General features: G+C 57.2%; 11 protein-coding genes. 7 read left to right on the forward strand and 4 right to left on the reverse strand.

All coding sequences use genetic code 11. The annotated features are described in order from the left end of the window. Positions 1-49 precede the first annotated feature (49 nt). The 6 genes from OQ273_RS04510 to OQ273_RS04535 all read left to right on the forward strand — a co-directional run bounded on the left by OQ273_RS04510 (position 50) and on the right by OQ273_RS04535 (position 8,606). Positions 50-1,504, forward strand: a complete 1,455-nt coding sequence (locus tag OQ273_RS04510; RefSeq protein ID WP_267989276.1) for a UbiA family prenyltransferase — start codon at positions 50-52, stop codon at positions 1,502-1,504. Continuing rightward, entirely contained in the window at positions 1,501-2,856 is a 1,356-nt protein-coding gene (locus OQ273_RS04515; protein WP_267989277.1) for an FAD-binding oxidoreductase, read from the forward strand. The genes OQ273_RS04510 and OQ273_RS04515 overlap by 4 nt, the downstream gene beginning before the upstream one ends. Before the next feature lie 88 nt (positions 2,857-2,944). Continuing rightward, positions 2,945-3,382, forward strand: coding sequence for an EamA family transporter (locus OQ273_RS04520; RefSeq protein WP_267989278.1), 438 nt, complete (start codon positions 2,945-2,947; stop codon positions 3,380-3,382). Then, the gene (locus OQ273_RS04525) at positions 3,379-4,398 is read left to right on the forward strand and encodes an NAD-dependent epimerase/dehydratase family protein (protein ID WP_267989279.1); all 1,020 of its coding nucleotides are present in this window, start codon (positions 3,379-3,381) and stop codon (positions 4,396-4,398) included. Before OQ273_RS04520 ends, OQ273_RS04525 begins: the two co-directional genes overlap by 4 nt. A 9-nt stretch (positions 4,399-4,407) precedes the next feature. Then, complete coding sequence (locus OQ273_RS04530; RefSeq protein WP_267989280.1) at positions 4,408-5,823, forward strand: aspartate aminotransferase family protein; 1,416 nt, start codon at positions 4,408-4,410, stop codon at positions 5,821-5,823. A 272-nt stretch (positions 5,824-6,095) separates the two neighbouring features. After that, entirely contained in the window at positions 6,096-8,606 is a 2,511-nt protein-coding gene (locus OQ273_RS04535) for a GcvT family protein (RefSeq protein WP_267989281.1), read from the forward strand. A gap of 67 nt (positions 8,607-8,673) precedes the next feature. Here OQ273_RS04535 and OQ273_RS04540 read toward each other — a convergent pair whose 3' ends face one another. The 3 genes from OQ273_RS04540 to OQ273_RS04550 form a co-directional block, all read right to left on the reverse strand. Further along, positions 8,674-9,048: a hypothetical protein gene (locus OQ273_RS04540; RefSeq protein ID WP_267989282.1), complete on the reverse strand. Its 375-nt coding sequence runs from the start codon at positions 9,046-9,048 to the stop codon at positions 8,674-8,676. Between the two features lie 188 nt (positions 9,049-9,236). After that, positions 9,237-10,244 (reverse strand): GlxA family transcriptional regulator, encoded by a 1,008-nt coding sequence (locus tag OQ273_RS04545; protein WP_267993027.1) that lies wholly within the window; start codon positions 10,242-10,244, stop codon positions 9,237-9,239. Positions 10,245-10,408: 164 nt separating this feature from the next. After that, positions 10,409-10,675: a hypothetical protein gene (locus tag OQ273_RS04550; RefSeq protein WP_267989283.1), complete on the reverse strand. Its 267-nt coding sequence runs from the start codon at positions 10,673-10,675 to the stop codon at positions 10,409-10,411. A gap of 152 nt (positions 10,676-10,827) precedes the next feature. Here OQ273_RS04550 and OQ273_RS04555 point away from each other — a divergent pair, with 152 nt between their 5' ends. Next, positions 10,828-11,727, forward strand: coding sequence for a LysR family transcriptional regulator (locus OQ273_RS04555; RefSeq protein WP_267989284.1), 900 nt, complete (start codon positions 10,828-10,830; stop codon positions 11,725-11,727). Positions 11,728-11,756: 29 nt separating this feature from the next. On the opposite strand, the gene OQ273_RS04560 is transcribed toward OQ273_RS04555, so the two are convergent. Next, complete coding sequence (locus OQ273_RS04560) at positions 11,757-12,689, reverse strand: OmpA family protein (RefSeq protein WP_267989285.1); 933 nt, start codon at positions 12,687-12,689, stop codon at positions 11,757-11,759. Between the last annotated feature and the right edge of the window lie 52 nt (positions 12,690-12,741).

A 12,741-nucleotide genomic window follows, 5' to 3' on the forward strand; every position in this document is an offset into this window, starting at 1 on the left:
TCACGGCTTTTGAACCTTGCCGCGATAGTCCGGCGGTATGAACGAGCGGGTGACTGAACCAGATATCGCCGATACGGCGCGTACGGTACCACTGTGTGTCGATCTCGACGGCACGCTGGTGAAGACCGATACGCTCTGGGAAAGCCTGATCGGTCTTCTATTGAAGAACCCGTTCCTGCTCTTTGCGGCAGTGGCATGGATTTTTCGCGGCAAGGCTGTGCTGAAAAACGAGGTGGCGGCGCGCATCGACCGTGACGCTTCCTCATGGCCCTATCGCGAGGAAGTTATCGATTTCCTCAAGAGCGAGAAGCAAAGGGGACGTTACATCGTCCTGGCAACCGGTGCGCCCGAGAAAGTCGCACAGCCGATTGCAGATCATCTCGGCCTGTTTGATGAAGTCCTGCATACGACGTCGCAAGTCAATCTGACCGCACATCGCAAGCGGGACAAGCTGATTGAACGTTTTGGCGCCGGCGGTTTTGACTATGTGGGTGACAGCCGGGACGATGTTGCCGTCTTCGAGGCAGCCAATCGAGCGATCCTGGTCGCGCCGGACGGTACCGCATCCCGCTGGGCGGACAGCCATGATGCTGACGTTCTGGTTGAAAGCCGGATGAATCTCAAGCTTATCCTCAAGGCGATGCGTGTTCATCAGTGGCTGAAGAATGTGCTGCTTGCCGTGCCGCTTGTGCTGCTTCACGAGTTGTTGAATTTCGGTCTGCTGGTGAGCGTCATCACAGCGTTCTTCTCCTTTTCGTTTGCTGCTTCGTCGATCTATCTTTTCAACGATCTGACGGATCTGGAGAATGACCGGCTGCATCACCGAAAGAAGAACCGGCCGCTTGCCAGCGGTGCTTTGAGCATAGCAAGTGGGATGAAGCTGGCCAGCGCGCTTCTCGCCGGATCCGTCGTGCTTGCCCTGTTCCTGCCGGCGACCTATTTCGGCGTGCTGCTTATCTATATCGCGGCGACAACAGCCTATTCGTTCGTCCTGAAACGCAAGCTGCTCGTGGATGTCTTCACCCTTGCCGGTCTTTTTACGCTTCGCATCATTGCGGGTGCCGCGGCCATCCAGGTCGCTCTGTCCTTCTGGCTGCTTGCCTTCTCGATCTTCTTCTTCCTCTCGCTTGCCCTGGTCAAACGCTACGTGGAACTGCTGGAGCTCTCGGACGAAAAGGGCTCGAAGAAACTCGGTCGCGGCTACTATGCGCTGGATTTCGATATGATCGGCCAGGCCGGCATTTCGTCCGCATTCGGTGCGGCGCTCGTGCTTGCGCTTTACATCCACAGCGACGAAGTCCAGGAGATGTACCGGATGCCGGCCTTGCTTTGGCCGCTGTGCCCGATGGTTGTCTATATGCTGCTGCGCATCTGGATGATCGCGCGGCGTGGTGAAGTCCACGATGACCCGGTCGTTTTTATCATGGGTGACTGGCGCAGCCAGCTTGTGATGGCCATCGGCGCGGTTCTGGTCATCCTGGCGGCGACGGCCTATCCGTTATGAGTTACGACAGTTGGGGCAGCAACACAGGCGTGGATCGTGCCGCCTGCGCCGCCGCTGATGTGACGCCGGAGCTCTTACGTTCGGGCAGTTTTCTACCCTTCGGCAATGGCCGTTCCTATGGGGACAGTTGCCATAACGATAGCGGCCGGCTGATTGACAGCCGAAACGCTAACCGCATTCTGGGATTTGACGAGGCAAGCGGTGCATTGACCTGCGAGGCCGGCACGCTCTTGAGCGATGTGCTTGCCTATGCCATCCCGCGCGGATATTTCCTGCCTGTTACGCCGGGCACGCGTTTTGTCACCGTAGGCGGGGCGATCGCCAATGACGTGCATGGCAAGAACCATCACCGGCGCGGCACCTTTGGCTGTCATGTTGCCCGATTGACGCTGGTGCGCAGCGATGGCGGGCCGCTTGAGTGTTCACCGACATCCAACAGTGAGATGTTTTCGGCGACCATCGGCGGTATGGGGCTGACCGGCCTCATAATGCAGGCAACCATCCGCCTGATGCGGGTCGGCACGGCGGATGTCAGACAACGGACGCTACGTTTCGGCAATCTCGACGACTATTTCAAACATTGCGATGCGTTTGACGCGGCCCATGAATATGCGGTGGCCTGGATCGATCAGTTGGCCCGGGGCCGAAAGTTCGGGCGAGGGCTGTTGCTGGGCGGTGACCATATTGCCGAAAAAGCGGCCCCCATGCGTCAGTCGGAGCGCCAATGGCTACAGGTCCCGTTCACACCGCCGATCAGTCTTTTGAACCGTTACACACTGGCCGCGTTCAACGAGCTGTTCTTCCGCAAGGAGAAGGTCGGCGAAGCCATCCGAACGGTGCCGTGGCAAAGCTATTTCTATCCGCTCGATTCCATCGGTCGCTGGAACAGGCTTTACGGTCCGCGCGGTCTTTTTCAGCATCAAAGCGTCTATCCGCAAACCAATGGCTCAGAGACAACGGCGAAGCTCATGGAATGCGCGCAAGCCCATGGCCACGCGTCGTTTCTGACGGTCCTGAAGAAATTCGGCTCGGTTCAATCGCCGGGGCTGTTTTCATTCCCGCGGCCGGGCTTCACCCTGACCCTTGATTTTGCCAATCAGGGAAAGGCCACGCTGCGGCTGCTGGATGCGCTCGACGATATCGTCGTGGCAGCCGGCGGTGCGGTCAATCCTTACAAGGACGCCCGTATGGGCGCTTCCGTTTTCGAGGCGTCATTTCCGGATTGGCACCGGCTGGAGAATTTGCGCGATCCGGCGATGATGTCCGATTTCTGGCGGCGTACGGCAATGGTGCTGGCATCACCGGAAAACACCGCTCACTTGGGCATTTCAGCGAAAGAAGCTGCAATTTGACCGTTTCGGGAAACACTCTCTTTACCCTCCCGATTCACGGAATCTACGGCTTTTCAAGTTATCAGACGGGTGAAGTGGGGAAGCCTTGATGAGCTATATTCCGTTCCTGATCTTTACAGTGCTGGCAAATGCGGGAGCACAATTGTTGCTCAAGCAAGGCATGATCACTTTTGATGGTAATGCTTTTGATGCCGGCGGCTTGCTGATGAAGGTCGTAGCCGTCCTATTCAACCCATGGGTATTTGCGGGATTGGTGACGTATGTGCTGGCCATGGGATCGCATCTTTATGTCCTGTCTAAGGTGGACGTCTCCTTCGCCTATCCATTCCTTAGCCTGGCGTATGTGCCGGCTGCGATTTTGGCCTACTTCCTATTCAAAGAAGACCTGAACGCTTGGCGTGTTTGGGGCATTCTTCTCATTTGTGTCGGAACTGCGTTCATGGCTCAGTCCGGACACAAGGATCCCAGAGAGATCGTTGGTTACAGCGATCGGGGCGAGCCCGGTATCAGTAAGGTCGACACATGAAGCACATTCTGTTTGGAGGTGACGGGGCTGTTGGTCGCGTCCTTGCAGCGCGGCTGGTCAAGGATGGCGAGGACGTCGTCGTCTGCGACATTTCCAAGGGCGATGTACCGCACTATGCCAACTGTCGTTTCATCGACCTCGATGTGACCGACAAGGAGCACTTTGCCAAGGTCGATATTGCCGCGGACGACATGGTCTACAATCTGTCGGCCAAGACGTTGTCGCCGCTTCAGGTTCGCGCCAATCGGCACGCTTTTTTCTGGCCGGTGAACTACTGGGGCACGGACAATATCATCAATAAGATGGTCGATAGTGATGCCACCCGGCTTGTGCATTATACGACCGACATGATCTACGGGCACACCTTCACCGGTCCACTGACGGAGGAGCATCCCGCCAATCCGCTTGGTGACTATGGTTTGTCAAAACTCAAAACCGAGGAACTGGCCGCCCATTGGCGTAAACGCGGCATGAATATCTCGATCTTTCGCCCGCGGCTTGTTATCGGGCCCGGCCGGCTTGGTATCCTGTCGAAGCTCTTCAAGCTGGTGGACTATCATCTGCCGGTGCCGATGATCGGTTCAGGGCGCAATCCCTATCAGTTCATTTCGGTTTTTGACTGCGCGGAAGCCGCGCGTCTTGCCTGGAAGGCTGGCGTGCCGAACGAAGCCTATAATCTGGGCTCTGACAATCCGCCGCCGGTACGCAAGCTGCTGCGGGACCTGATCGACCATGCCGGATCGAAATCCTTTGTGCTGCCGACACCAGCCTGGGCGGTCAAGCGCACGCTTGATCTGTTCGATCTCGTCAATCTCCCGATCATGGATCCGGAGCAATATCTGATTGCCGACGAGATGTGCATTCTGGATTGCAGCAAAGCCAAGGAACAGCTTGGCTGGGCAGCCGAATATCGCGACGAGGACATGCTGATTGCAGCCTATGACGAATATCGTGAGGGCCTTTCCAGCAGCAAAAACGAAGCGCCTGTCTCGACCAAACACAAAGCCACCATTTGAGGTCCGATCATGAATATGGCTCCAAAAATTACCAAGCCCAACCTGCTGTCGGTCGAGGACGCCAAGGCGCTCGACCTGCCGCATATGACAGAATATTTCAAGGATCACCTCAATCCCGGCCAGCTCCATTTCATGAAGCTTCTGGGCTTCAACAAGGTCAAGATCGAGCGTGCAGAGGGCATGTATTATATCGATCAGAACGACCGGAAAATTCTTGATTTCTTCGGTGGTTTCGGATCGCTCGCCTTCGGTCACAACCATCCTCGGGTGCTTGATGCGCGCATCAAGTTCCAGCAGGAAAAACGCCACGAGATCGCTATGGCGTTCCTGTCGCAATATGCGTCCGCGCTTGCCAAGAACCTTGCCGAAGTCTCGCCAGGTGATCTCGATATGGTGTTCCTGGGTTCGTCCGGGTCGGAAGCCATGGAAGCGGCCGTCAAGGTTGCCGAGCGCGCCGCGGGCCCCGAACGCAGCCGTATTGTCTATGCGGAAAACTCATTTCACGGCAAGACGAAGGGTGTGCTGTCGCTGACGGATTCACCGCTCTATCGCGGTGAGTTTCGTCTTGTGGATGAGACCTTGTGCGTGCCGTTCGGCGATATCGATGCGATCCGCAACGCTTTCGAGGCCGATCCACGGATCGGTGTCATCGTTCTGGAAACGATCCAGGGCGGGGGCGGCATCATTTCCGCGCCGGTATCCTTCTGGCAGGAATTGCGGGCGCTGTGCGACAAGCACGAGGTGCTTTGGGTGGCCGACGAAGTTCAGTGCGGCATGGGTCGCTCGGGCCGTTTCTATGCCTTTGAACATGCTGGTGTCGTTCCCGATGTGACGGCGCTTGCCAAATCGCTTGGCGCCGGCAAAAGCGCCATGGCCGCGATGATCGCCCGGCGCGACATCTATATGAAAGCTTATGGCAAGCCGAATACGGCGCTCATCCACGGCCCGGCAACGTTCGGCGGGATCGGCGAGGCCTGTATCACGGCGATCGAAGGGCTGAATATCCTCTATGATGACGATCTGATTGCCAATTCGGCTGCCCAGGGCGCTTATCTTCTGAAGAAGCTTGAGGCTTTGCAGGACAAGTATCCGAAAATCATCAAGGATGTGCGCGGGCAGGGGCTCATGATCGGACTTGAGTTCCAGGATTTCAGCCAGACCCTTCCCATGGTTTTGCGTCCTGTTGTTTCGGTACTTGATGACAAGCTGAAAGGCTCATTGTCAGGCTTTATCGGCGCATTGCTGCTGAAAGACTACGACACCCTGGTTGCCTTTACGGAATATAACCGCAACGTCATCAGGTTGGAGCCGCCGCTGATCTGCATGTCGGAACATGTCGACGCCTTTGTCGATGCCCTCGACAGCCTCCTTGGCCGCGGCATTGTCGGGATCGTGAAGGACTTTGTCGCCAGTCAGGTGAAATAGGCACAGCCCCTCCATATCCGGGCCTTGCGTCCGGGCAAATCTTCAACGCGTGGCTTGTCGCCGCGCGTTTTTTGCATGTCGCAAACAGGCAATAGGTTGCCAGTTGCGGCGTTCATATTTGCTGTCGAACCACGGAGTGCCGTGGGTAAGGCGGTTCATGCCGGCACAATTGGCTTATAAGGATACGGTGTTACCGTCACGGACCAATGTGACGGTATCATTCGGGATTTCGGCAGCAAACCCGGGCGACCGGTGGCGGAAAGGGCAGCAAGATGAAGAGCAGCGCACGTGCGGTTGTTATCGGCGGAGGCGTCGTCGGCGTCTCGACGCTCTATCACCTGGCAAAAAAGGGCTGGGACGATGTCATCCTTATTGAGCGCAAGGAACTGACATCCGGATCCACATGGCATGCAGCCGGCCTGCTGCCGCTCTTTAACATGAGCTATTCGGTCGGACAGATCCATAAATACTCGGTGCGCTTTTATCAGGAATTGGCCGAAGAAACCGGAATGGATACCGGATTCCGCAAGGTGACCAATGTGCGCCTCGCGCGAACGCAGGACCGGCTGGACGAATATGAGTATTATATGGGTGTTGCCGAGACGATCGGTATCCATGTCGACCGGATGAGCGTCGAGGAAATCAAGGAGAAGTGGCCGTACGTGAATACGGACGGGTTGATCGGTGCCATCTGCCATCCGGAAGACGGCTATATCCAGCCGGCCGATCTGACCCAGGCGCTGGCCAAGGGCGCACGCGACCGAGGGGCCACCATCTACCGCAACACATCTGTGACCGGCATCGAGCAACTGGGTGACGGGCGCTGGCGGGTGATTACCGATCAGGGTGAGGTGACGTGCGAACATGTCATCTCCTGTTCCGGTAACTTTGCCCGCCGGACGGGTGCAATGATTGGGCTCGACGTGCCGGTCATTCCGGTCGAGCACCAATACATCGTCACTGAAGCTCATCCCGAAATTCAGAAGTTCCGCGCCGAGGGCGGGGCGGAACTGTGCGTACTGCGCGAATCCGATTCATCCTGGTATATGCGAGAGGAGGCGGGTGGCCTTCTGCTCGGCCCCTACGAAAAAGGCGCGCCGTGCTGTTATGTCGACGGTCCGTCCGATGACTCGGAGTACGAGCTTTTCCAGGAAGACCTTGAACGTCTGATGCCGCATATCGACACGGCCATCGTGCGGGTTCCCTATTTCGGCGAGGCGGGCATCAAGAAGGTCTATAACGGTGCGATCGCCTATACGCCGGACGGCTCGCCGATCATTGGCCCGGCGCCCGGCAAAGAGAATTTCTGGCTTAACGAAGGTCATTCCTTCGGCGTGACGGCCGCTGGCGGGGCAGGCTGGCAGCTTGCCGAATGGATTGTCGATGGCGAGCCGACCATCGACATGATGGGTGTCGACCCGCGCCGGTTCGGACCTTACGCCACCGAGGGATATCTGAGGGAAAAGAACGAGGAGGCCTATGCCAACGTCTTCACGGTTCACTATCCCGACGAGGAACGCGGCGCGGCGCGGCCTTTGAAGCGTTCGCCCTGTTATGACCGGATGAAAGATCTGGGTGCGGTGTTCGGCTCGGTCTATGGCTGGGAGCGGCCCAACTGGTTTGCCCCGGAAGGTTACGGGATTGACGTGAACAGCATTGAAAAGCCGGATGTCCTGACCAACCATAACCACCCGACGCCGGACGAAGACAACAAAGTGAAGGAAATCTGGTCCTTCCGCCGCTCCAATTATTTTGAGCATGTCGGCAAGGAAGTGCAGAACGTGCACGAAAATGTCGGTCTGCTCGACATGTCGGCCTTCGCCAAGATGGAGGTCAGCGGCCCGGGTGCGCGAGATTGGCTGGAATCAATCCTTGCCAATTCCATCCCGAAGAAAATGGGCCGGATCGCGCTGTGCCATCTGCTGACGGAAGCCGGCGGCGTGCGTTCGGAATTCACGGTTTACGAGTGGGCGCCTGGGCGGTTCTATCTGGTTTCCGCCGGTGCATTCGAAGCGCACGATCATGACTATCTGCGCAAGCTTGCTCCGACAGATGGTTCGGTTCGCCTCAATGCCATCACCGAGCGGCTCGGTGTGCTTGTCCTTGCCGGCCCGCGTGCGCGTGACGTTCTGCAGAAACTGACACGGACGAGCCTTGATAACGCCGATTTCCCGTGGCTGTCGGGTAAGGCAATCAGTGTCGGCACGGCCAGCGCCCATGCGTTGCGCGTCAACTTTGTCGGCGAACTTGGCTGGGAACTGCACCACCCTATCGAACAGCAGAACGCGATCTTCGATTTGATCATGGAAGCCGGTGCGGAGTTCGGTATCAAGCCGTTTGGTATTCGCGCCATGACGGCCATGGCGATTGAGAAGTCATATCGTCTGATCCCGCGCGAGCTTTCCATTGAATACAACGCCTATGAATCCGGGCTCGACCGGTTCATCAAACCGAACAAGGGCGACTTCATGGGGCGTGAGGCGGTTGTGCGGGCTTGCGAGGACGGGCTTAGCTGGAATTTCGTGACGCTTGATGTTCAGGATGTGACGGATGCCGATGCACGTGGAAGCGAGGCCATCTATCAGAACGGCTCGCTTGTTGGCCGGGCGACCCATGGCGGTTACGGATGGCGGCTTGGCAAATCCATCGCGCTCGCCATGGTTCGGCCGGAGTTCAGCAGCGAAGGCACGGAGCTGGAGATCAAAATCCTCGGTAAGATGCACAAGGCAGTCGTCATCGGCGAAAGCCCGTTTGATCCGGACAATGAAGCCCTGCGGGCCTAGTCAAAGACTTGGCACGCGGGCCTCTCGAAATATGCCCTGTGCGTGGTGGCCTATGTGCTGGTCGGGACTATTTTGAGGCGTGGATTGTGCACTTGCCGACATAGGCGTGCTTCCATTTTTTTGTGCCTGCCTCACAGTTCCGCATGGCAAGGGCTTCGGCCTCTGCAGTGGACTTTCTGTTCAGGGCGCTTCCGCAGATAAACATTTTGCCTTCATAGGCTGACGCAAGAGGCTCCGTCGAGGCGTAAGCGGAATGTCCCTTTGCTTCGATATACTTCTTTATCGCATCAGGGCAGCTTCCCCTGGCGCCCGTGGCAAGGGTCCGGCGGACATTGCCTTTCCATCCGGCCAGAGAGTCGCCGGGTGGCGGCGGCGCGGATGTCGTGCAGGCGGTAAGAAGCGCTGCCAGAAAACAGCAGAGGGCGACTTTGGGTGCGGACATGGAAGTTTCCATTCTGACAGATTGGCGTTGTCCCTGACGGCCGCCAGGAAATAGAAAAGGGTAAGTCTTTTTCTTACCGGGTAATTTCTATTCAGGGTTGTTGTTTTTGTCCATCAATATTTTGGCGTATTCTTAGCTTTTGCGACAGAATACTTACATCCAATTGTGACTTGCAGTCTCACAGCAGCCTAGGCAGCCGATGTCAGCAGTTGTTTTCTCTCCGCGCGTTCCTGCTGGGGTGAGCGGCCGTAAAGCTCTCGGTAGCATTTGGAAAAATGCGAGGCCGAAACAAAGCCGCAGGCCACCGCCACCTCGACAACCGGCATGGATGACTGGATCAGCAGATGCCGTGCACGGTCGAGGCGGATTTCCAGATAGTATCGGGCAGGGGACCTTCCCATTTCCTGTCTGAACAGGCGCTCGATCTGGCGGCGCGATAGACCGGCATAATCGGCGATCTCCAGAAGCGACAGCGGTTCGGAAAGGTTGCTTTCCATCAGCTCGATGATCGACAGCACCTTGGAGTTCTGAACGCCAAGCCTCGCGCGCAGCGGCAGGCGCTGGCGGTCATGCGGATTGCGCACCCGGTCCGTCAGTGCCTGTTCGCACACACGGTTGACGAGGTTGTCGTCATGATCCTCGCCGATCAGGTTCAGCATCATGTCGAGCGAAGCGGTGCCGCCTGCGCAGGTGTAGATATTGTCGTCCGTCTCGTAGAGGTCGGCATAGACATCGGCCATCGGGAATTTTTCGGAAAAGCCCGGAAGATCTTCCCAGTGGATCGCACATCGCCTGCCCGAGAGAAGGCCGGCCGCGGCCAGTACGTAGGCGCCGGTACACAGGCCGCCAACGGAGATATTGCGGTTGTGCACCTCACGCAGCCAGGCATGGACGGATTTTTGGGCATGTGTTTCGACATTGACGCCCGAACAAACAAACACCATGGAGGGCCGCATTTCGCCGGCAAGATGACGGCGCTCTTCTTCCAGGGTTGATGTTGCCGATACCTCGACACCGTTGGAGGCTCTTACCGGCTGGGCGTCGAAGGAGGCGACACGCCATCTATAGGCCTCGTAGCCCAATATCCTGTTGGCAAGACGCAACGGTTCGATAGCTGTCGCAAATGCGATCAGCGAAAAATCCGGTACCAGATAAAATACGAAGGATCGTTTCACCAGCGGCGCATCGCCATCCATCGCCATCAATCCTTGATCAATGCTCAATAAAGACCCAGACCTTGGCATAGAGAGGGAATTCTGTGAAGCGGAAAGTTCCGGTTTTCAGACCGATTTCGTCGGACCGCCAAACAGTGAAAATGTGATAAAAAACACCGGCGTGCAACAAGGCACGCCGGTCTCATTCAGTGTCCCATCCTGCGGCAGGATTCGCGCGGATCGTAACGCGCCGGCCAGCCGATATCGTGGCGAATCTGATCGTTGAGCTTCGCGATTTCCCGCTCGGTGTAACGATGCAGACTACGGCATTTGTGCTCTTTCCAGGCAGATATGATCCATTGCCGCAAGTGCTGCAGAAATCCGGTCTGTCCGCCTCTGGCGGTATCCAACCCGCCTGATACAACTCTAAGGCCAGAAGACAGACGGTTCTCGACTGTATTGTGTTTCAACATGTTCAGGCTCCTTCCAGAATTCCCGGCGTTCATCGAAACAACCGGTTGGCTCAAAGAAGGTCGCGACCCTTGATATTGACTATGGGGTTTTTATTTGGTTCAATCAAACAAATAGTAATCATCCTTTCATTCAGAAAAATTGAACGATAGCCATGAACGCTCCTTTGAATCATCCCGCGCCGCTTTTGGAACTGGATATCCTGCGCACCTTCGTGGCGATTGCCGATACGGGCAGTTTCACAGCAGCTGCCTCCATCGTCTTTCGCACGCCCTCAGCGGTTTCCATGCAGATCAAGAAGCTCGAGGAGTTGCTGGGGCGGCCGGTCTTTGCGCGTGATGCCAGATCGGTCTCGTTAACGAATGACGGTGTGGTTCTTCTCGGCTATGCCCGGCGTCTTTTGTCGCTTAACCGTGAAGCGGTTTCACAGTTCGTTTCGCCGGACATTTCCGGCGTCGTGCGTCTTGGCTCACCTGATGACGTGGGCGAGCGCATGCTGCCGAGCGTGTTGACGCGGTTCGCCAAGACGCATCCGTCCATAGCGGTTGATGTCGTCATTGACATGAGTTCCAATCTTATCAAACGCATGGAGGAGCGGCGGCTCGATATAACCCTTTTGACCTGTTCGACCGGCAATGTGCCGCAGGGGGGAGAGGTTCTGCTGACGGAACAGCTCGTGTGGGCCGGTGCGAAGGGTGGCAGCGCGCATCTGTGTTCGCCGCTGCCGGTTTCGCTTTGGGAAGAAGGCTGTGCCTGGCGGGCGGGGGCGGTCGACGGGCTGAACGAGCGCGGCACCAAATACCGTGTTGCCTATATGAGCGCCCATACCGCCGGTCAGCGAGCGGCCATCATGTCTGATCTTGCCATCGCACCTTTGCCGAAATCCTTTGTCGGTGACGATCTGGTCGTTTTGGGCGAGGAAGACGGTCTGCCGCCCATCGGTTCCTATTCGCTCGGCATGATCGTGAAAAACGATGCGGAACCGCCGGTTGCGGCTGCCGCCGATCATATCCGCGCCGCCTTCGCGACATTGAACGAAACCGGAGAATTCTGAGCCTGATCCAGCCTCGGTGAAGACAGTGTTTAACGGGGGATCATCTCGACGCGCCGGTTTTGGGCGCGCCCGTCTTCGCTGTCATTCGGGGCGACGGGCGCCAGGAAGCCGGCCCCCGCGGCGACCAGCCGATCCGCGCCGATGCCATATGTCGCCGAAAGGGCATCGACGACGGCCTGCGCACGCCGTTGGGACAGGTTCAGATTGTAATCCATCGCTCCCTGGTTGTCCGTATGGCCGACGATCACCACGGAAAGGTCCGGAGCGGTTTTGAGGAACTTGGCCATTTCCTCCAGCGTCGGCGCCGATTCGGGCTTGATGTCTGCCTTGTCGGTATCGAAATAAATGCCGTAAAGGGTAATGCTTCCCTTTTCCGCAAAGGCCTCCTGCATGGCTTTTGCATCGACCATCTGAAAGGCCAGGTTGTCGAGTTCCACGACAGTGACTTGTGTGCGGATATTCCTGTTCGTATCGGCGCTGATCACCACGGACGCGTATGTTTCGCCGCCATCGGAGCTGCGCCTGGCTCCCAGATAGCGGAAGTTGAACGGGTCGACGACCATCTTGGGCAGCGGGAAGGTGTCGAGCGCATAGGCGAAATTGCCGCCGCCGCATTCCTTCGTCTTGCACTCAAACAGGATTTCGAACCCGTTCTGTGTCAGTCCGAGCTCAAAATTCCGCGCCACCTCGGCAAGCGATTGATCGCCTTCCAGTGTGTAGGCGATGCGTGTGACGACGCCCTCTATCGACTTTGCGTTTTCAGGGTCGCGTTTTTTCGCCGGTGCGTTTGGAAAAGCATATTCGTCGAAGTCGCGGTAGTCATAGGCGAGGATGTGAGAGCCCTCGAAACGTCCGATAAGCGGATGATCAGCGCTGCCGGCAATGTCTTCTGCGACTGCGCTCGTCGCCAGGGCGGTTGCCAAAAGGGTGTAGGCGGCCATTTGAACTGTGAGGTTTTTCATCCGGTTGCTCCCATCATCTGCTCACGCCACGGCAATTCTAGCCGAGCGGTGT

It is taken from the genome of Hoeflea prorocentri (genome assembly GCF_027944115.1).
GTDB classification, from domain to species: domain Bacteria; phylum Pseudomonadota; class Alphaproteobacteria; order Rhizobiales; family Rhizobiaceae; genus Hoeflea_A; species Hoeflea_A prorocentri.

Coding starts and splice junctions, on each gene's coding strand:
- OQ273_RS04515 (WP_267989277.1), top strand. CDS start 1,501: ATGAGTTACGACAGTTGGGGCAGCAACACAGGCGTGGATCGTGCCGCC.
- OQ273_RS04520 (WP_267989278.1), top strand. CDS start 2,945: ATGAGCTATATTCCGTTCCTGATCTTTACAGTGCTGGCAAATGCGGGA.
- OQ273_RS04525 (WP_267989279.1), top strand. CDS start 3,379: ATGAAGCACATTCTGTTTGGAGGTGACGGGGCTGTTGGTCGCGTCCTT.
- OQ273_RS04530 (WP_267989280.1), top strand. CDS start 4,408: ATGAATATGGCTCCAAAAATTACCAAGCCCAACCTGCTGTCGGTCGAG.
- OQ273_RS04535 (WP_267989281.1), top strand. CDS start 6,096: ATGAAGAGCAGCGCACGTGCGGTTGTTATCGGCGGAGGCGTCGTCGGC.
- OQ273_RS04540 (WP_267989282.1), bottom strand. CDS start 9,048: ATGTCCGCACCCAAAGTCGCCCTCTGCTGTTTTCTGGCAGCGCTTCTT.
- OQ273_RS04545 (WP_267993027.1), bottom strand. CDS start 10,244: ATGGATGGCGATGCGCCGCTGGTGAAACGATCCTTCGTATTTTATCTG.
- OQ273_RS04550 (WP_267989283.1), bottom strand. CDS start 10,675: ATGTTGAAACACAATACAGTCGAGAACCGTCTGTCTTCTGGCCTTAGA.
- OQ273_RS04555 (WP_267989284.1), top strand. CDS start 10,828: ATGAACGCTCCTTTGAATCATCCCGCGCCGCTTTTGGAACTGGATATC.
- OQ273_RS04560 (WP_267989285.1), bottom strand. CDS start 12,689: ATGAAAAACCTCACAGTTCAAATGGCCGCCTACACCCTTTTGGCAACC.